This is a genomic window from Thalassotalea ganghwensis, assembly GCF_053485795.1.
In genome coordinates, this window is record NZ_JBQRUM010000021.1 from 15,725 (window position 1) to 34,540 (window position 18,816).

General features: G+C 39.2%; 17 protein-coding genes. 9 read left to right on the forward strand and 8 right to left on the reverse strand.

The genetic code is table 11. The features are described from left to right. The first annotated feature begins 8 nt into the window (after nucleotides 1–8). Nucleotides 9–1,394: a cobyrinic acid a,c-diamide synthase CobB gene (locus ACSLUH_RS17205; RefSeq protein WP_448569286.1), complete on the forward strand. Its 1,386-nt coding sequence runs from the start codon at nucleotides 9–11 to the stop codon at nucleotides 1,392–1,394. A gap of 7 nt (nucleotides 1,395–1,401) precedes the next feature. Here the strand turns inward: ACSLUH_RS17205 and ACSLUH_RS17210 are convergent, their stop codons facing one another. The 4 genes from ACSLUH_RS17210 to lpxL all read right to left on the reverse strand — a co-directional run bounded on the left by ACSLUH_RS17210 (nucleotide 1,402) and on the right by lpxL (nucleotide 6,544). Next, entirely contained in the window at nucleotides 1,402–2,481 is a 1,080-nt protein-coding gene (locus ACSLUH_RS17210; RefSeq protein WP_448569288.1) for a PepSY-associated TM helix domain-containing protein, read from the reverse strand. Between the two features lie 88 nt (nucleotides 2,482–2,569). Beyond that, nucleotides 2,570–4,696 (reverse strand): TonB-dependent receptor, encoded by a 2,127-nt coding sequence (locus ACSLUH_RS17215; RefSeq protein ID WP_448569377.1) that lies wholly within the window; start codon nucleotides 4,694–4,696, stop codon nucleotides 2,570–2,572. A 162-nt stretch (nucleotides 4,697–4,858) separates the two neighbouring features. Further along, entirely contained in the window at nucleotides 4,859–5,566 is a 708-nt protein-coding gene (locus ACSLUH_RS17220) for a TcpQ domain-containing protein (protein WP_448569290.1), read from the reverse strand. Between the two features lie 39 nt (nucleotides 5,567–5,605). Then, a complete protein-coding gene (gene lpxL / locus ACSLUH_RS17225; protein WP_448569292.1) occupies nucleotides 5,606–6,544 on the reverse strand; it encodes an LpxL/LpxP family Kdo(2)-lipid IV(A) lauroyl/palmitoleoyl acyltransferase in 939 nt (312 codons plus the stop codon). 332 nt (nucleotides 6,545–6,876) lie between these two features. Here lpxL and ACSLUH_RS17230 point away from each other — a divergent pair, with 332 nt between their 5' ends. Continuing rightward, nucleotides 6,877–7,866, forward strand: a complete 990-nt coding sequence (locus tag ACSLUH_RS17230; protein ID WP_448569379.1) for a glycosyltransferase family 4 protein — start codon at nucleotides 6,877–6,879, stop codon at nucleotides 7,864–7,866. A 76-nt stretch (nucleotides 7,867–7,942) separates the two neighbouring features. Here the strand turns inward: ACSLUH_RS17230 and ACSLUH_RS17235 are convergent, their stop codons facing one another. The 4 genes from ACSLUH_RS17235 to tolC all read right to left on the reverse strand — a co-directional run bounded on the left by ACSLUH_RS17235 (nucleotide 7,943) and on the right by tolC (nucleotide 10,921). Beyond that, on the reverse strand, nucleotides 7,943–8,143 hold the full coding sequence (locus tag ACSLUH_RS17235; protein ID WP_448569294.1) for a tautomerase family protein: 201 nt from the start codon (nucleotides 8,141–8,143) through the stop codon (nucleotides 7,943–7,945). A 96-nt stretch (nucleotides 8,144–8,239) separates the two neighbouring features. Next, complete coding sequence (locus ACSLUH_RS17240; protein ID WP_448569296.1) at nucleotides 8,240–8,794, reverse strand: DUF7010 family protein; 555 nt, start codon at nucleotides 8,792–8,794, stop codon at nucleotides 8,240–8,242. A gap of 128 nt (nucleotides 8,795–8,922) precedes the next feature. Then, nucleotides 8,923–9,195, reverse strand: coding sequence for a hypothetical protein (locus ACSLUH_RS17245; protein WP_448569298.1), 273 nt, complete (start codon nucleotides 9,193–9,195; stop codon nucleotides 8,923–8,925). A 391-nt stretch (nucleotides 9,196–9,586) separates the two neighbouring features. Beyond that, the gene (tolC, locus tag ACSLUH_RS17250) at nucleotides 9,587–10,921 is read right to left on the reverse strand and encodes an outer membrane channel protein TolC (protein ID WP_448569299.1); all 1,335 of its coding nucleotides are present in this window, start codon (nucleotides 10,919–10,921) and stop codon (nucleotides 9,587–9,589) included. A 367-nt stretch (nucleotides 10,922–11,288) separates the two neighbouring features. On the opposite strand from tolC, the gene ACSLUH_RS17255 reads away from it, so the two are divergent. From ACSLUH_RS17255 to ACSLUH_RS17285, 7 genes are all read left to right on the forward strand, one after another. Then, nucleotides 11,289–11,915 carry an NUDIX domain-containing protein gene (locus ACSLUH_RS17255; RefSeq protein WP_448569301.1) on the forward strand — a complete coding sequence of 209 codons (627 nt, stop codon included), beginning with the start codon at nucleotides 11,289–11,291 and terminating at the stop codon, nucleotides 11,913–11,915. Nucleotides 11,916–11,940: 25 nt separating this feature from the next. After that, a complete protein-coding gene (locus ACSLUH_RS17260) occupies nucleotides 11,941–12,393 on the forward strand; it encodes a DUF1249 domain-containing protein (protein ID WP_448569303.1) in 453 nt (150 codons plus the stop codon). 25 nt (nucleotides 12,394–12,418) lie between these two features. Continuing rightward, complete coding sequence (locus ACSLUH_RS17265; RefSeq protein WP_448569305.1) at nucleotides 12,419–13,183, forward strand: metallophosphoesterase; 765 nt, start codon at nucleotides 12,419–12,421, stop codon at nucleotides 13,181–13,183. Further along, nucleotides 13,184–13,753 (forward strand): YqiA/YcfP family alpha/beta fold hydrolase, encoded by a 570-nt coding sequence (locus tag ACSLUH_RS17270; protein WP_448569307.1) that lies wholly within the window; start codon nucleotides 13,184–13,186, stop codon nucleotides 13,751–13,753. It abuts the gene before it with no gap. A 34-nt stretch (nucleotides 13,754–13,787) separates the two neighbouring features. Further along, entirely contained in the window at nucleotides 13,788–15,674 is a 1,887-nt protein-coding gene (parE, locus tag ACSLUH_RS17275) for a DNA topoisomerase IV subunit B (protein ID WP_448569309.1), read from the forward strand. 178 nt (nucleotides 15,675–15,852) lie between these two features. Further along, on the forward strand, nucleotides 15,853–16,041 hold the full coding sequence (locus ACSLUH_RS17280; RefSeq protein ID WP_448569310.1) for a YgaP family membrane protein: 189 nt from the start codon (nucleotides 15,853–15,855) through the stop codon (nucleotides 16,039–16,041). 349 nt (nucleotides 16,042–16,390) lie between these two features. Then, nucleotides 16,391–18,793 (forward strand): collagenase, encoded by a 2,403-nt coding sequence (locus ACSLUH_RS17285; protein ID WP_448569312.1) that lies wholly within the window; start codon nucleotides 16,391–16,393, stop codon nucleotides 18,791–18,793. Nucleotides 18,794–18,816 lie beyond the last annotated feature (23 nt).

Below are 18,816 nucleotides of genomic sequence, written 5' to 3' on the forward strand. Positions count from 1 at the left end.
GGGAATACATGAACAATATTGCGCAACCACTATTTGTTGGTAAAGCTGAATCAGGTAGTGGAGATAGTGCCTCCTGTCCGGCGTTACTTATCGCTGCTCCACATTCAGGTACAGGTAAAACGACAATAACCGCGGCTATTGCGCGTTACCATCGAAATCAAGGTAAAAAAGTGACGGTATTTAAAGTTGGGCCTGACTTTATCGATCCAATGATTTTGCATCAAGCAAGTGACGAAGCGGTTTATCAACTAGACTTATGGTTGGTAGGTGAACAGGGGTGCCAGCAATTGTTGTTTCAAGCTGCTCAGCAATCTGATCTGATTCTTATCGAAGGAGTGATGGGGCTTTTTGATGGTACACCAAGCAGCGCTGATTTGGCTTGCTACTTTAATATTCCAGTGCTTGGGGTCATCGATGCTAAAGCAATGGCGCAAACTTTTGCAGCTGTTTCGTTTGGCTTAGCAAAATGTAGACAGTCACTTCCTTTTGCTGGAGTCTTTGCAAATCGAGTTAACAGTGAAAGGCATGAAGAATTATTACAAGAACAGTTAACGCCTGACATCACTTATCTTGGCCGTTTACCCTCTGATCCATTGATAACCTTACCCGAAAGACATCTAGGATTAGTGCAGGCTCGTGAGCTATCAAGTATTGATGAACAGCTAGAAGGCGCCGCTTTGTATATTGGCCAAACTAAGTTGGCTACATTACCGAAGCCTGTAACCTTTACCAACGTTAAACGTTCACCTTCAGATGTTGATTTAACAACGCTATTACCGCTGTCAGGTCTGCGTATCATTGTGGTTAATGATGAAGCGTTTGGTTTTATCTATGCCGCTAACATCGAATTATTAAAATCTGCCGGCGCAGAATTAGTTTTTTGTTCAGCAATTGCTGATAAGCACTTGCCTGATGGTGATGTGCTTTATATTCCTGGTGGATACCCTGAGTTGTTTGCTAAACAATTGGCGGAAAATACTTCGTTTATTAGTGATATTCAGGCTTTCACGCTAGCAGGCAAACGAATCGTTGCAGAGTGTGGTGGCATGCTTTATTTGCTCGATGAGCTAGTCGCTCTTGATGGTGACAGATACGAATTTTGCAAGGTGATTCCAGGGCAAGCCCAGATGCAGAAAAATTTGGCGGCAATTGGTTCACAATGGGTTGATTTAGCTTCATTTATAGGTAAAGAAACGCGAAGTGCTACGATGATAAAAGGACATAGCTATCATTACTCAAAAGCAGATATTGCACTTACACCAATAGCGCTATCTACCCATTACCCAAGTAACAGAACAGGGGAATCTGTCTACTTTCATCACAATGTGATTGCATCATATATTCACTGGTATTTTCCAAGTAATCCTGCGGTGGCAATAGCGATGTTTCAGTAGCCAATAGTCAAGACATCTTTCGTTTGTATAACAAGTAGAAGCCTGAGATAACAAAAAAGCTAGGTAGTAAACTTAAGAAAAGCCAGATAATTTTTATTGGCCAGCCGATAAACTCCCCAATATGAAATTTATATTTAAAATGCCAAATTTTAGTCGCTAGATTGGCTTGGCTAGCATCAAATACACCGATTAGTTGGTTATTGCTCGTATCAACCCATGCCCAGCTATAAGCATGACTTTCTGATGGCATTTGTAACCTAACTTTAAGAGGCTCCTGCAACTTTGTTGGTAAATAAACACGATATACGGTTGCATTTTTTAATGCCTTTTTGGCAACGCTAAGTCCTTCATTAAGATCTTTAATTGCATGATTACTTGTTATTTTATCCGGTATATTGGCGGTCTCTATTTGGCTAAAAGTTAGCCATTCGATTATTTTTTGTGTCGGTGCTTGCCAGTGAAAGGCTATTCCTGAAAAAGCAATAAGAAACAATGGAATACAACAAATAACACCGACACTTGTATGAAGTTGATTAAAAAAAATCTTGGGTTTACTGCGCCACTTGACTTTTAAACGTTTGAAGCGATTTTTATGTCTACACCATAAGTAACAGCCCAATATGACTTCAATGATAAACAATAACGAGGCAATTGAAACCCAAAGTTTAAAAGGGCGCTCGCCTGAAGATGTTTCAAATACTAGCCAACGATGCCATGCCATAATAAAACCATAAAAGCTGTCGAAGTAGTTATGAGTTAATAAAACTTCACCAGTATAAGGGTTGATATTAAGGTATTGGTTGTTTGATAGCGCTACCAGCCATGCTTTATTAGCTTGACGCTCATATTGAATGAACTTAATTCTTTCATTTGTTTGAGCAGCGACTTTATTGACGAGAGTTGTTAATGAAAGCGGAATAGGTTGTTTGGCTTGATGAATATGGATTAACCAATGCTGTGGATTAAAAAAAGATTGCAGGCTTTTACCATAGAGTAATAGTGCGCCGGATAGGCTTATATTAAGCAGAAATATGCCGCCAAAAATTGCGATAGATAAGTGTATGCGTCTCAGCCAAGTTTTTATCATGGTCGTCTGTCTCGGGTCATCTGCCAGGCTAAGTTATTTCGAGTGGGGGAGACGCGATGTTAGCTTAGCCCGGCAAGATGAAGCCTGATTAAAATTGATAGTCAATGCCGAGATTTATCGTAGTGCCCAAGCCTTTTACGTTATAACCGCTGTAGGTATAGGCTTGAGATTTTGCGGGGAAATAATCTTCGTTTAGCAAGTTTTCGATACCTATAAATAGCGACCAGTCATTATTAAAGCGATAGTGACCACTTGCATTGATAACATGGTAGTTATTTATAGGGCCTTGGTCGCCAACGTAATTACCTTCAACAGGCGTAAATCGTTTTCGGTCGCCTACATAAGTGTAAGCTAAAGTTAAGGATGACTGCTGATTAGGTAACCAATTTAGATTCAATGTCGCTTTAGGGGCACTGATCTGTTTAGCGCCTAAATAAACATCATTTGCACTATCTTTACCTTCTACCCAGGCGTAACTAGCGCTGATATTTAGGTTTTTAGTAAAGCGATAATGCGCCAAAGCTTCGTAGCCGTATATTTCTTGTGGTGCTCGAACGGGTAAGTAGACCCCTGTTTGTGGATCATACTTATTGGTTGTTCCAAGTTCTGATGTTGAACGATAGGCTGAAAACTCGAAATGCAAATCATCGATGGTGGAGACAAATCCTAATTCGTAATTGTCAATGATGGATGCTTGAGTTTGTATTTGGCCTATATCCGTAACCGTCGCTGTGCGCAGCAATCTACCAATATCTGAAATATCTGCTCCTTGGGAGTAGTTAATAAAAGGCTGAAAAAATTCAGAAATGTTGTAGCGAAAGCCAAGGTTATAGGTTGTTGCTCGATAAGATAATGTATCTCCTTGCACGTTAACGGGAATAGAGCACACCTCTTCGGATGCACAGAGTTTTAATGTGCTATAGTCATTTACTCCTAAATCAATTTTTTCGTGTCTTATACCCGCTTTAATAATCAAACTGTCGTCGATAAGCCATTTGGTTTGTAAAAAGCTGGCGTAATTGGTCATGTCCATTTCTGGTACCCAAATACGACCATCGACTAATGGCTGTGAAGTGATGTCGTTTAGCGCATCGACTCCGTAAATTAAAGTTCCTTCAATATTCTCTAACTCAACCTGTGTATTGAACGTCACTCGTATACCTTGCTTATCAGATTTTATAATTGATTGACCGCCTGAGTATCCTTCGTCGGGATTAGCTAAAGAGCGAGAAAAGAAGAAGACATTATTAATCTCTTGTGAATATGCATCTATCACAAGTTGTGTATTAGCAAAAATGTCATAATCGACATATTTAAACATTAAATTGTCATTGTTAGGGCCTTGGGCAATGCCCTGTTGGCTGTGGTTTTCATCGGCCTTTACTGCATAGGTTTTTTGGCCCGAGTTTACACTGCCTGTCACATCTACAAGATCGCTTTGTTGCTCTGATTGATAGTGGTTGTAAGTCAGTTGCCAGAATTTGTTCTCATCAATATCATAAGTAAATTTAGCAAAATAATTATCTGCTTTAGCATCAGATAAGCCATAGATTAAACCAAGGACATCTCCTTCGGCATCTCGCTGTAGCCCATATGACTCATTACTTATATTGAGAACATAACTTAACTTTTCGAGACGGCCATCAAAAGATAGTTCGAAGCGCTTACCTATGCTTTGATCAGATTTTACCGCACTAAACCGTGTTGATGCGCTTGCTTTACCTGTGAAGGCTTTGTTTTTCGCCGCTTCTCTGGTTATGTAATTGATAATACCTCCAGCGGCTCCATTGCCATAAATAGAGGTGGCACCCTTGATGACTTCGATACGTTCAATCACACTCGCATCTAAGGTTTTAATCCCCAACGATCCATTTCTTAGTGGCGTTGACTGGGGCACACCATCAATCATAACCAAAGGGGAGCGACCTCTTAATGTTTGTGTCGAGTTACTCGAAGAGCCAGTATTAGGTGCAAGGCCTGGCACTAAAGTGGCTAGCAATGATTGCAATTCAGAAGAAACTTTTAAGTGTTCTTCAATTTGGGCGCGACTAATAACGGTTATTGTTGCAGGCACCTCGTCAATGCTTTCAATAAAGCGACTTCCTGAAACGACAATTCGTTCTATTGATGTATTTAAGGTTTCATTATTTTGCTCAGTCGCAGTAAGGTTATGACTAACAAAAATTGCCAGTAGTGGTACAGATGTTTTCAAGATATACTTCATGGAAATAGTAATGAGAATTATTTGTATTTAGATCTTAATGAAAATAATTCTTATTTGCAATCGGTTTTGAGAGATTAATTTGAAAGATGGATAGCTAATGAAAATTAGGCTGGAAATTAGCGTTTATATGATAGTTGGATTGTAAAAATTAGTTTAACGACGCTTATTGCCATCTAAGTATGTGCATTCCTCATCAAGGTAATCATAGGTTTTTTCTGTTAGTACGATACTTCTATGCTTGTAACAAAAATAGCTTCTTAAACCATTTGGGAAATGACCTTCTATACCTTTACCAATTTGATAAGCCATTTGAACAATGTCTTTGTTAATTCTGAATGGGTCTTTAATAAGGAAGTCTTTATCTAACCACCAAATAACTTCAAGACCACTTTCTTCCGCGTATTCAGAAAGCTTTTGATTTAAAGTAAAACCGGGTCTGAAAGGAGCATTTTTGGTACTGCTGCGCCAATTACTTCGTAGTGGTCTTGTCACCATCTGTTTTGCTTTTAGCATTTCAACAAGGTCACCACGCGGCTCTGGTAAATAGACAATGTTGTTTTTTACTCGTGGGCCTGTTTCATCGTCAGTACCACGTAGGTTAGCATAAAACCTTGAAAGCCCTTCTGCTGCAGCATTTTTACTTTTTTCGGTAACCGATGCCTCTTCACGTTGCATGTGCAGCTCTTCATCAGCTTGTGCTTTATCTGCGAGCTTTTCTTCTGTGGTTAAGGTCTCTTTTGCTGGCTCAGAAAACAGTGTGTCTTGATTGGTAATGAGGTAATACCCAAGGACAATCAAAATTAAAGCAAAACCAATATTTCTAATCCAAAACAACATACGTTTAGTGTCTTCTTTCAACATGTTAGATAAGCTTAAGTATATACCATACTGAAAAAGAGTTTAGTTGTACAATGAAGGATCATTCTCATTGGGGCGCGTTTTAAATCGACGATGTAGCCACATATACTGCGCGGGATGCTTTAAAATGGCTTTTTCTAACTCTTGGTTTACTTTAGTCACATCGGCGCGATCGTCTTGTGTAGGGAAGTTTTCAAGAGCAGGGGTGATTTCTAACGTATAGCCACTACCATCTTCATTACGTGTCGGTATAAGCATATGAGAGACGGTGTTTTTCTGACGGGCAAAAATGAGTGTACCTGTGGTAGTGGCGGTTTCTTTAACCGCAAAAAATGGTACAAATAAACTGCGATTTCGGCCATAGTCTTGATCGGGTAAATACACACAACATTCTCCGTCATGCAATGCGCGGATCAAGCCTTTAACGTCACGCTTCCCTAACATATATTTGTTTGATCTTCCTCTGCCGCGATATTGGAAAAACTCCATTAACTCATTATTGTGCGGTCGATAGAAAACCACCATCGGATGAGCCGTACCAATACTTCTACAACTAACTTCGGCACTTAAGTTGTGCATAGCTAATAGTAATATTCCTTTGCCTTCTTTTTGTGCCTTTTCGATATGTTCGACACCTTTAACTTGGCATTTTCGTTTGATACGCCAATCTGGCCACCACCAGCCCATGCCAGTTTCAAATAATGCGATGCCAGTATTTTCAAAGTTTTTAACCAGCAATTTATCGCGTTCTTGCTGAGACATTTCGGGAAAACAAAGCGCTAAATTTTTTTCAGCAATGCGTTTTCGACTCGATCCTATTTTCAACAATAATCGACCGAGAGCTTTACCCATTAGCAATTGTAATCGATAAGGTAACCAAGAAATGGTATAGAGAATTAAAACACCTAACCAAGTTAACCAATATTTAGGCAATAAAAAGGAAAGTTTAAAATCGGGTTGAAGTACGACGTTTCTGGCCACAATAACATGCTGATATTAATTGAAGATGCGGCATTATAGCGACAAATAGACTTCTTACCAATTGAAATGACAAGTAGCTCGGTTGAGTTCCCGATTACATTATTAGCGCTGCCTCATCTGAAATGACGACACTAAACTGCATTACCTTGTTTAAAAGCATCTTCAAATGCTGTAAAAATAGCCTCGAAAGTTCAACAGGCACTAAATGAACGTGTATAATGCTTCAGGTTTATTAAGGTATTTCAATATAGGTTAGCTAAGTGAGTGATTTTTCCGAAGTTGAGTTGATTATCGGCAACTCTAATTCTAATTTCTCTGGGGTAACATCAACAATGTTACAGGTCATGCCGTATCAACAAAAGCTTATCGGCTTGCGAGTCATGGGTAAACACCACTTACCTGATCAGAATATCGCTATTACTTTTTGGCAAACGGTGCGATTGTGCAGAAAACCTTTGTCAAATGGTCAATATCGAATATTTCATGCGAGACGCGTAGATGAAATGATCCAAGGCTTAATGCTAAAGCATATTTTTAGAGCCAAAATAAAGCTAATTTTTAGCTCCGCTGCGCAACGTTATCGTGCAGGATTTACCAAATGGTTGACCGACCGTATGGACGCAGTATTAGCCATGTGTAAAGCGTCGGCGAGTTATTTGCATCGGGCGCCAGATGCCATCATTTACCATGGTATTAAAGTCGATCAATATCAAAGCGCTGACAATAAAAAAGATAAATTTAATCAGCTGGGGTTTCCAGGAGATAAAGGGATAGCGATTCTAGGTCGAGTGAGAAAACAAAAAGGGGTTCACCTTTTTGTTCGAGCCTGTATTGAGTTACTTGATAGGTACCCTGGGTATACAGCTGTTGTTGTCGGTTCTATTTCTTCTAGCAACCAAGAGTTTGTTGAACAGTTAAAATCTGAAGTAGCCAAGGCAAACCTTTCCGAGCGCATTATTTTTACTGGGGAACAGCCTTTTGAGAAAATCCCCGAGATCTTTAGTTCGCTATCAGTCGTTGCTGCACTCAGTGAAAATGAAGGTTTTGGGTTAACGATCCTCGAAGCTATGAGTGCGAAGGCTGCTGTATTAGCGACTGAAGCAGGGGCATGGCCTGAAGTGATACGACAAGGCGTAGACGGTTATGTCGTACCCGTAAACGATCAGCAGCAAGTTACTGAAAAGCTAGAAATGTTATTAAAAGACGGCGAGAAGTTGGCACAAATGGGTGAGGAAGGCAGTGCGAGAGTTAAAGCGCTTTATAATGTCGAGCGAGAAGCGCAAGAACTGGTTAATTTTTACCGAAAGCTACAAACACAGTAATACACATTGAAAAAGGATGACGTCAATAATAACTGTTAACTATTGGCGTCTCCGCACTTTGATTCGCGTCGCAATGCTATGGTTGCGTCTTTTTCCATTCATCGGTAAGCATGCCAGCATATCCCCAATCTTGCTCTTCAACTTCTTGAATAACAACATGGGTATATTCTGGTTTTTTATCAAGTACACGTTGCAAAGAATTGGTGATATCTTTCACAATCTCTGCTTTTTGCGCTCTCGTGGCACCCCGGGTAATTTGAACATTGACGTATGGCATCTAAACCTCTTATTAATGATTTTTATAAAACGTATTACATGATTAGAACTAAAAAAACGAACAAAGAGCCAGTTTTAAATTAGTGCGAGCAAACATTTAAACTATCGATTTTGGCTCGATGTTTTCAATATCTCGAGTTAACATTTGATAAATTGATATCAAGTAAACTAAAACAATCGCGCAAGAGATAGATAACAATGCATGCTCAGGAAACAGATACCACGCCGCCACAATTAAAATGGTTCTGAGTAGAGCATGAATTAAGCCTACTGGGTGATTAACTATCCAAGAATACACTATCCAGTGAAGTCCCAAGCCAATACCTAAACTCATCGGTACAAATTCAGGTGCTTTTAACAGTAATGGTATATGTACAGCCCATAATAGGTTAACCATTAAAATACAAAGCCCCATTAGTTTTGACAGGGGGTTGGTTGAAGAAGATAAATTCTCTTTCCTAATTTTTGAGATGAGAATTGCCATAGGAAATATGGCGCCTGTTGCAAAAAGCAAAATGTAAATTGATGTGCGTCCATCCAATAGTGTACTTAATATAGCAACGATAGCCCAAACAATGGTGCCTGCGAGCGGCATAGAAACCGATCGATTGGCTGATTTTTCAAACTCGGCTCTGTAATCATCTAACGTCAAAATATATCTCCTTTCTTTGGGTTAATTTAAGTCAATTATCGAAATTTATTGAACCCTAAAAATAGGGCGAAACTTGTTTATTTTGGTAAACTACAAACAAAGCACTGTATTCATGATGTCTCGTTGGTTTAGTCGTTGTCATTGCTATTTAATTTTTTTTTGCAAGTGACTTTTGCAAAAGATTCTTGACCAGTAAATACGATAGTCTGTTCTAAATTATTGGATTTTTGATAACGCTGGCAATAATCAATTACTTTTTGAATGACTTGATCATGTGCTAAACCGTTTAGCTCAGTGGCTATATTCTCACTTTCAGGTGAGCTTGATTTGACTTGTGTACAACTTGACAATGTAAATAATAAAGTGAAGACAAAACATACTTTAATTTTAGAGTTTAACAAGAGTATTCTTCCCATAAAAACGTAGCCTATCCTTGTGTTGATAAATTTATTTAAGGAAGCAATTCGATGGCTAGTGATAATAGCGATTCATTTCCTTATGTAATCAAACAAAACATTACCAGTTACTTAAACCCTAATCAATAACATACGATAGATAGCAACTTGTTTTTTATCACTATTTTTTTATCGTGCAATTTAAAACATTTTATGAGCAGTTATCTATCGCCCTATTACGATTAAATGGTGTTACGATATCGAATCATGACACTTACCACATATCTTATTCACGAGAGATAGTAGTTTAATAAAAAGGCCTTGTGAGATGAGGGCGATAAAAAAGGGACCTAAATTGGATCCCTTAATTAAGAAAGTGTAGATACCGCGTAAATCGTTACTCGCTTGCTTGTAAACCTTTATTTATGTCCATTAAGTCCTGCTCGCTAATCGTACCGGCTGCACGTTTTAGCGCCAATATCGATTGAACATAATCATAGCGGGTTGATGATAAGTTACGTTTTGCATTATAAAGGTTGCGTGTACTATTAAGTACATCAACAATGGTACGTGTACCCACTTCAAATCCTGCTTCGGTTGCTTCTAATGCACTTTCAGCACTGATCACTGCTTGCTCTAAAGCTTTGATACCAGAGACAGCTGCAATAACTGTGTTGTATGAGTTACGTGCATTGCGAACAACGTCGCGATGTGTTCTAGCTAAATCTTGGCTAGCGGCAACGTAATTATTTTGTTGTTGACGTACCGCGCTTGAAACTGCTCCACCACTATAAATTGGCACCGATAAACTAATACCAATTGACTGGCTATCGACAGTATTGCTGACCACGGGATCATTAAGTAGGTAATCCGTATCAGAAGTACTGTAACGTCCTTCTAAGCTTAATTTCGGGTAATGGCCAGCACGGGCGATGTTAATATTTTCTTTCGCAATATCAACAGAGATTTTTTGTGCAATTAAATCAAGGTTTTTGGTTTCAGCGGTTTGTTGCCATTCATTAGCGCTGTCAGGCACAGGACGCGATGCACTGAAAGTTTCTGTATTTAAGATATTTAAGTCGCGAGGATAAACATTGGTAATAACGCGCAACGCTTCTTCGGCATTAAATACGGCATTTTCAGCTCGTATCTCTGCAGTAACTGCGTTATCAAATTGTGCTTGTGCTTCATGTACATCGGTTACCGCGGTTAGACCAACTGAATAACGTTGCTTCGTTTGTTCAAGCTGGCGCTCAATCGCTTTCTTTTCTGCTTTAGCAAAGTCTAAATCGTCTTTGGCACTCAAGACATTAAAATATGCTTGAGTCACGCGAACGATCAAATCTTGTTTAGCCACTTGATAAAAAATATCACTGCGATGGGCTGATTTTTTAGCATTATCGAGGTTCAACCAAGTATCATGATGATAGAGTTGCATTGAAAGGGTCGCAGACAATGTCATGTTCTCTTCTTCTCTATCATTTTGGATAAAAAAGTCGTTATCAGCTTCGGTTTCTTGATACGAACCGGAAGCACTTAACTGTGGAAGTAGGCGAGCTCTTGCTTGATCAATATCCTCTTTTGCTGCGAGATACTGAGCATGAGCCTTCAAGACAACGGGATCGTTTTGTTTCGCTTGTTGGTAAACCGAGAGTAGGTCCTCTGCGAAAGTGAATGTACTGTTTGCGGCACAAACAATACCAATAAATAAAGAAGTAACAGTTTTTTTCATGTTAGAACAAATCCTTTAGTGTCATTGTCGGTATTATATTTTTTTTGCGTTATTAGTTTGAAAAACATAGGTCAATTAAAACGTATGATTTCTAACGTTGTTCTGCCAGAGTAAGCAATTACCCTGCCATTATTTTAACTTAACCGGTATAGCGGTAATTAGCTGTCCACTGAATGTTGTCTTGCCGACAAGTTTTTTATGAGTAATAACGCTCAAGCGGCTTTTATAATAGCCCTATATCCTAATCGTTTTACTCAGCTAGCTAAATACATAATCTATAAACTAAGCTATTCTAGTGTAACAAAATATTTTATGCTAACCCTTTATCTCGGTGATTTTCACCGCTAATTAAGATGATTGACTAAAAATGGATGAAAAAACGCAACAGCTCTTACGGTTTAATCACCATGATTTTGAGCTAAAGAACAAGCAAGTAAAGTATCAGGGTTTTTTTAAACTTGAGCAGTATCAGTTTCAGCATCGATTATATCGAGGCGGCATGAGTGAGTTGATTACTCGTGAAATATTTGAGCGTGGTGATGCAGTTGTTGTTGTTCCTTATGACCCAAAAACGGACACTTTGGTCATGGTCGAACAGTTTCGTCCGGGCGCCATCCGGACAGATCGCACACCTTGGTTATTAGAATTTGTCGCAGGAATGTTTTCTGAAGATGAGAGCCCTGTTGACGTTGCAATACGAGAGGCGAAAGAAGAAGCAAATTTAACCTTGGTTAGCGAAAATCTTGTTCCGATAATGAACTACTTTTCTAGTCCTGGCGGAATGTCGGAGCAAATTCACTTGTATTTGGGACTGGTTGACAGTCAGCACGCTGGCGGGGTTTACGGTTTAGATGAGGAGCATGAAGATATATTGGTGCATCAATTAAAACGCGAACGAGCTTATCAGCTATTGGTTGAAGGAAAAATTACTAATGCTGCCACCGTTATTGGGTTACAATGGCTACAATTAAATTATCATCGCTACCTAGCATGATCAGAAATAATGAGTATTATCAGAAATGAATCGACGGGATTATCGCCCACATTTACCGAGCTTAATGACATTATGCGAAGTAAATTACATGATGCTGATTCGCTTACTTGCTGACAAAGAGCAGGTCGGGGAGTGTCGTGAATTTTTCATTTCCGATTTTTTATCTTATGAAGTAGAAGTGAATGAGGTGACGCGCTATACCTCTTTAGTTACCTTAAGCCAACGCTGTGAACCATTATTCAAAAGTAACCATCATTCTCGTTGTATTAGCCCGAAAATGGTTGTGCGCTTATATCATGATGCCAGAATGGCTGAAGTGATTAGTAACCAAGACATTAACAGAATTCAGCCTCGTTATGATTACCCTAATGCGAATATGCATTTGCCTGATGAAAAGCAGCAAATCAATGAATTTCTAAAAGAATGGCTGCAGTTGAGTTTAGAGCACGGTCAAACTAAATTAGCCATGAATTATTAACCCATTTAATCGTTATAACCTACCAATGAACACTGCCGTTACTGTCGTACAATTTTCAGATACTCATCTATTTGCCGACCCAAGCACATTGCACCATGGGGCTAATGTTTATCAAAATCTGTCAATGGTCATTGAAAAAATTAGTCAACTATCAACGGTCGATTTAATCGTATTTACCGGTGACTTGAGTCAAGATCATAGTGAATTAGCATATCAACATTTTGTCGATATTATTAAAAAACATCAAATCAAGGTGCCTATTTATTATGTTACTGGTAACCATGATGAGCCTGAACTGTTAACCCGTTATTTATCATCAATCCCGTTTGTATCCTCTTCACTAATAGAGTTAGCACATTGGCAAATTGCCTTATTGAGTTCCAAAAGTGGGACACCTAGTGGGACAGTTGAGCAAAAACAACTTGAGTTACTTGGTAAAAGCTTTGCACCCAACAAGCATCAGTTATTGGTGATGCATCATCATCCTGTTGATGTCAATTATTTTATCGACCGTCATGGGTTAACCAATAAAGATGAATTTTGGCAATGGGTAGAGCAATTCCCATCAATTAAACAAATTGTCTGTGGCCATGTACACAATGCGATCACCACGATGGTTGCGTCTGGATGTGGCCAAATACCTGTGGTTTCTTGTCCTGCTACATCTATACAGTTTGACAAAGCAGCGGATACAGTGAAAAACAGTGGCCTTGGACCCGCTTTTAATGTTTATGAATTGTTTTCAAATGGGCAGGTAGCCTCAACAACCCACTTTTTAGCGAGAGATTAATTGATCGATAATATTTTATATTTGCATGGCTTTAATTCGTCCCCGTTATCTTTTAAAGCACAACTTACTCTTCAGTTTTTGCGAGAAAATTATCCTAAGATTAATGTGTCCTGCCCACAAATTGAAACGACTCCCGATACTGCGATTAGGCAATTTGATAAAATAATCAATTCATCTGCAGGGCGTTGGGGGGTTGTTGGCTCCTCATTAGGTGGATACTTTGCGACGTATTTAAGTGAAAAGTATCAGCTACCAGCGGTTATCATTAACCCTGCGGTCAAACCTTTTGAACTGCTTGCAGACTACCTAGGTGAACAAGTAAACCCTTACACACAGGAAGTGTATCAAGTCACTGATGATTTTATTGGGCAATTAAAACGTATTGAGCAACAACAAATTACTCAGCAACACTATTTAGTGATGGTGCAAACAGGTGATGAAGTGTTAGATTATCAACAAGCCGTGACAAAATACCAAGATTGTGAGTTAATTGTCCAACAAGGTGGTGACCATAGCTTTATTAACTTTGAAGAAATGTTGCCTCGCATTGCAGATTTTTTTAAGCTGTAACACGTCGTCCTAATAATAACTATCAGAAAACTTTATGAGTGAAAATTACAATTCCGAGTCTATTGAAGTCCTCAGTGGTTTAGATCCTGTTCGCCACAGGCCAGGCATGTATACCGATACCAACCGACCCAACCATTTAGGTCAAGAGGTTATTGATAACTCTGTTGATGAGGCATTAGCGGGCCATGCTCAAAATATTACCGTTATTCTCGACAAAGACCAATCTTTGGAAGTTATTGATGATGGTCGAGGGATGCCAATTGATATTCATCCCGAAGAAGGTGTTTCAGGCGTTGAACTGATCTTTTGTAAGCTGCATGCTGGCGGTAAATTTTCGAATAAAAATTACCAATTTTCTGGTGGTCTTCACGGTGTTGGTATTTCTGTGGTTAACGCACTATCAACGCGAGTAGATGTCACGGTTAAACGCGATGGTAAAGTTTATGAAATGGCATTTGAACATGGCGAAAAAGTAGAAGAGCTCAGAGAAACGGGGACGGTTGGACGACGTAACACCGGTTCACGCGTTAAGTTTTGGCCTGACGCTAAGTATTTTGACTCAGCAAAATTTTCAGTCAAACGCCTAATTCATTTGTTAAAAGCAAAAGCGGTACTTTGCCCAGGCCTATCGATAAAGTTTCATGATAAAAATGATAATACTAAATATCATTGGTATTACGAAGATGGCCTGTGCGACTATTTAAAAGAATCATTAAAAGAATATGTGACCTTGCCTGAGCAGCCATTTATTGGTGCATTTAGCTCGCATAATGAAGCTGTTGATTGGGCGGTAACTTGGTTGCCTGAGGGAGGGGAATCTGTAGGGGAGAGTTATGTTAACCTGATCCCAACGATACAGGGAGGCACACATGTTAATGGCCTTCGTCAAGGTTTACTCGAATCAATGCGAGAGTTTTGTGAATTTAGAAACCTTATTCCAAGAGGCGTTAAGTTAACACCTGATGATATTTGGGATAAATGCTCTTATATCTTGTCAGTAAAAATGGAAGACCCACAGTTTGCTGGTCAAACGAAAGAGCGATTATCTTCACGTCAATGCGCGGCATTTGTGACTGGTGTCGTTAAAGACGCTTTTAGTCTTTGGCTAAATGAGCACACCGAGATAGCAGAAACACTGGCAGAGTTTTGTATTTCAAATGCTCAACGTCGTTTGCGGGCCAGCAAAAAAATTATTCGTAAGAAAGTCACGCAAGGACCTGCCTTACCGGGTAAATTAACTGATTGTGGTAGTCAAGATATTACCCGTACCGAATTATTTTTAGTTGAGGGAGATTCAGCGGGAGGTAGTGCCAAGCAGGCACGTGATCGTGAATTTCAAGCGATTATGCCGCTTCGAGGCAAGATCCTAAACACATGGGAAGTTGATTCAGGACAGATACTGGCTTCTCAAGAGGTTCATGATATTTCGGTAGCCTTAGGCATAGACCCTGACAATGAAGATTTATCAGGGTTACGTTATGGTAAAATTTGTATTCTAGCCGATGCTGACTCTGACGGGTTGCATATCGCGACCTTACTATGTGCATTATTCACTCAACACTTTTTACCGCTTGTACAAGCGGGTCACGTGTATGTCGCTATGCCGCCGCTCTATCGTATTGATGTCGGCAAAGAGGTTTTTTACGCGTTAGATGAAGCAGAAAAAGATGGGATCTTAGATCGAATCGAAGCTGAAAAGAAAAAAGGTAAAGTGAATGTTCAGCGTTTTAAAGGTCTGGGTGAAATGAATCCGTTGCAATTACGCGAGACTACCATGGATCCTAATACCCGAAGATTGGTGCAACTTACTGTCGATGAGCATAGCGAAACAATGGAACTAATGGACATGTTGTTATCGAAAAAGCGCAGTGGTGATCGCAAAGAATGGTTGCAAGAAAAAGGCGATAAAGTAGAGCTATAATCTGAGTGAAATTCGATTACCCTTGAAAAAAGAGAGCAGCTGCTCTCTTTTTTTAACCCTTAAGGTGATAACAGAGTCACTTTTAATACTATATATTGATATATGCTAAATTAGGTTTTACTTGATTAGTTACTTCTAATATAATGAGCATTAATTCTACTTAATTGTTGAGGTTATTATGAATGTTAACGAAGCGCTGCGAATGATAGCAGGCACGATGATATTAATTTCATTATATCTTGCCAGTACTTATTCTACCAACTGGCTTTGGTTTACTGCATTTATCGGCGTTAACTTATTACAGAGTGCGTTTACCAAATGGTGTTTAATGATGTCGATTTTAAGAAAAATTGGCATCAAAGAATAACCCTATATTTTGTTCTAACGTTATCGCAAGGAAGCGCCCTCCGCCCGCCAAAAAATTATTTAAACTTGCACATAGAAAGATAGAAATTATAGAAAGTTAACGTACGACTGGTCATAAAGTTGATTAACAAACAGAAGATTTAATTGAACTCCAGCTTCTGATGCTTAGTTTATATACCTCGCATTAAATATCAAATTAATATCAATAACTTAAACAATTATCCAAAAAAGATAATATATATTGTATACATTATAATCGTTTTGGGTTATTGTAATGTTGCTTTAGTGTTAACTTATCATGATTTTTTTGTGATTTTTTTATTAAGCACCAGAGAACTAGAGAGAATATAATGAAAATAAATAAAAAGTTACTGACTCTTAGCACCTTGTTAACTGTAGTTTACGCCGGTGGTGCGGGCGCTGGTGAGTCAATTAGACCAGATAACGTCAAATCTTTTGAACAATTTAAAAGTTTGACACATGTAAAGCCTGACTATCATAAGCACATTAGCCCACCAAAAATAATGTCGCCCAAACAATATGTTGAGATGCAAAAGCTAAGCTTGCAGCATCATAATTTAGAAAAGCATAACGTTCATAGTCCAACGTTAAATACCTCAAAATTTAACCGAGCTAAAAGTGTTGCAGTGTCTTCCGTTCAAGATGCGGCTCAAGGTTGTACTGCTACGTCTGAGCTTATTTCTTTAACGGGACAAGAGCTTGTTGAAGGCATTAAAGCTGGCAATTTGTCTCAATGTATCTATGGTTTTTTTGACAATGCATTAAAAGGTCAACCGATTTTTTCTGATTCAAATTTAATAACGGTTGTAGAAGCCATTAATGATGCATTAGTAAATTATGATGCTCAAGACATGCAACAAACGCAAGAGCTAGAGAAACTGATCATGTATCTTCGTGCCATGCATTGGGTAGAAGATGGTCGTACATTTTCGACTGCTTATATGAATGGCTTAAAACAAGCATTTGACAGTTATTTTGCGGGTGAGCACTTTGTAGAGTTTACGGGGGCAACTTCGCGTAACTTTATGATCAAGTACGAGATGTTAATTTTAGTTAATAGCTCAAGTACTGAAAGACAACCTTACCTAAAACGTTTCTCCGAGGCTTTACTTGGATACGCAAATAGCGTTTCTAGAGTCAATGGATGGGGTGAAAATTACGAGGAGCAGTCGGTATCGGGCCTATTAACTCAGTTGTTTAATGGAAATGCCTATGAACAACAGGCGACTAAAGAGGCCTTGCTCGCAGAGCCTGAAATAATTAACAACTTGATTAAATTTGTGACAACTGATGGGGTATGGTTGATTGGCCACACTCGAGAGTATCAATGGACAGATACTGTCGGTGAGTTGGGACGCATGCTAATGCATGGTGGCATTATTGCTGAGTCGGTTCGTCCAACGATCCAAACTATTTTATCTACTTACGAATTTGAAGGAACGGGCAGTAATGGCTGGGTTAGAGCGAGCAACATGGTCAAAGAATATGATAGCGCAAATTGCGAATTGTATGGTGAAGCATGTAGTTTCGACTTGGAAGCAATAATTTTATCAAACGTTCATCAATGTCATGCAAGTTACTCTATTAGGTATCAAGGTGAAATTGCAGCCAATGATTTAGCTACTACTTGTACTATTTTAGACGAAGTGGAAAATAAGTTTCATAACGTATTTGGCACTTCGCCAAGTGAGCCTGTAGCTGATGATTATAATGAGACATTAGAGTTAGTTATTTTCGCGGATAGCAATGAATACAAAAAATACGGTTCAGATTTCTTTCCGATGTCAACAGACAATGGCGGTATGTATTTAGAAGGTGACCCGAGTGTTGAAGGAAATCAAGCACGCTTTATTGCTCATCAAAATACTTGGGCTGAAGAGTTTGATATTTGGAACTTAGAGCATGAGCTGATTCACTATCTTGACGGTCGTTATAACCAGTGGGGCGATTTTAATCAGTCACCGTTAAACTTGGTTTGGTGGGGTGAAGGTTTGGCAGAATACTTGTCAAAACCTGATGATAATTCTAATGCTTTAGCAGTTGCACCTCAAAAAACTTATAAGTTAAGTGAGTTATTTCAAACAACATACGCTAACTCTAATAACGCTCGTACTTATTACTGGGGCTACTTAGCCGCACGTTTTATGATGGAAAATCATCGTAATTTAATTGATAACGAATTACTTCCAACATTGCGAGCGCGGAAAGTTGCAGATAATAGCGGCGGTTCGCAAGTGAGTAATGAAGGTTGTGAATTTGACTGGGGTTGGAAAGCAAAACCAGAGGCGGAAGAAAACAACTGGTTATGGTTGTATGACGATGGCCCAGATTATGGTTACAGCGGTAGCGGCTATTGGGTGTGGACTTGCGGACAACCTAACGATGGCAGCCAGCCAGAGCCAGAGCCAGAAACGCCTGAAATCCCTGAATTCACGCCTTATGACGACATATTAGCGAACTGGGGAACTAGTATGGATGATGAGTTTGACCAATGGTTAGACTGTATTGTCGCTGGAAATGGTACTTGTCAGCAACAAACATTCCGAGTTGAAGATATCGATCAAAACGGAGCGGTAGATAAACGTGATGTTAACTTGTTCCAAGGCATGTTACGTAACAATGAAAACTTAGGGCTTGAATATGACTTTAATGGTGATAATCAAGTTAACCGTCGTGATGTTAGAGCAATGACAGCGTTATGTGACATAACTCGTTGCGCCATCGCGCAATAACCAATATGCAACAACCAACAACT

Bases quoted from the DNA above. Each gene is read 5' to 3' on its own strand.
- tolC (WP_448569299.1), bottom strand. From the start codon at position 10,921: ATGAAAAAAACTGTTACTTCTTTATTTATTGGTATTGTTTGTGCCGCA.
- ACSLUH_RS17265 (WP_448569305.1), top strand. From the start codon at position 12,419: ATGAACACTGCCGTTACTGTCGTACAATTTTCAGATACTCATCTATTT.
- ACSLUH_RS17285 (WP_448569312.1), top strand. From the start codon at position 16,391: ATGAAAATAAATAAAAAGTTACTGACTCTTAGCACCTTGTTAACTGTA.
- ACSLUH_RS17255 (WP_448569301.1), top strand. From the start codon at position 11,289: ATGGATGAAAAAACGCAACAGCTCTTACGGTTTAATCACCATGATTTT.
- ACSLUH_RS17260 (WP_448569303.1), top strand. From the start codon at position 11,941: ATGAATCGACGGGATTATCGCCCACATTTACCGAGCTTAATGACATTA.
- ACSLUH_RS17280 (WP_448569310.1), top strand. From the start codon at position 15,853: ATGAATGTTAACGAAGCGCTGCGAATGATAGCAGGCACGATGATATTA.
- parE (WP_448569309.1), top strand. From the start codon at position 13,788: ATGAGTGAAAATTACAATTCCGAGTCTATTGAAGTCCTCAGTGGTTTA.
- ACSLUH_RS17235 (WP_448569294.1), bottom strand. From the start codon at position 8,143: ATGCCATACGTCAATGTTCAAATTACCCGGGGTGCCACGAGAGCGCAA.
- ACSLUH_RS17220 (WP_448569290.1), bottom strand. From the start codon at position 5,566: ATGTTGAAAGAAGACACTAAACGTATGTTGTTTTGGATTAGAAATATT.
- ACSLUH_RS17230 (WP_448569379.1), top strand. From the start codon at position 6,877: ATGTTACAGGTCATGCCGTATCAACAAAAGCTTATCGGCTTGCGAGTC.
- ACSLUH_RS17210 (WP_448569288.1), bottom strand. From the start codon at position 2,481: ATGATAAAAACTTGGCTGAGACGCATACACTTATCTATCGCAATTTTT.
- ACSLUH_RS17205 (WP_448569286.1), top strand. From the start codon at position 9: ATGAACAATATTGCGCAACCACTATTTGTTGGTAAAGCTGAATCAGGT.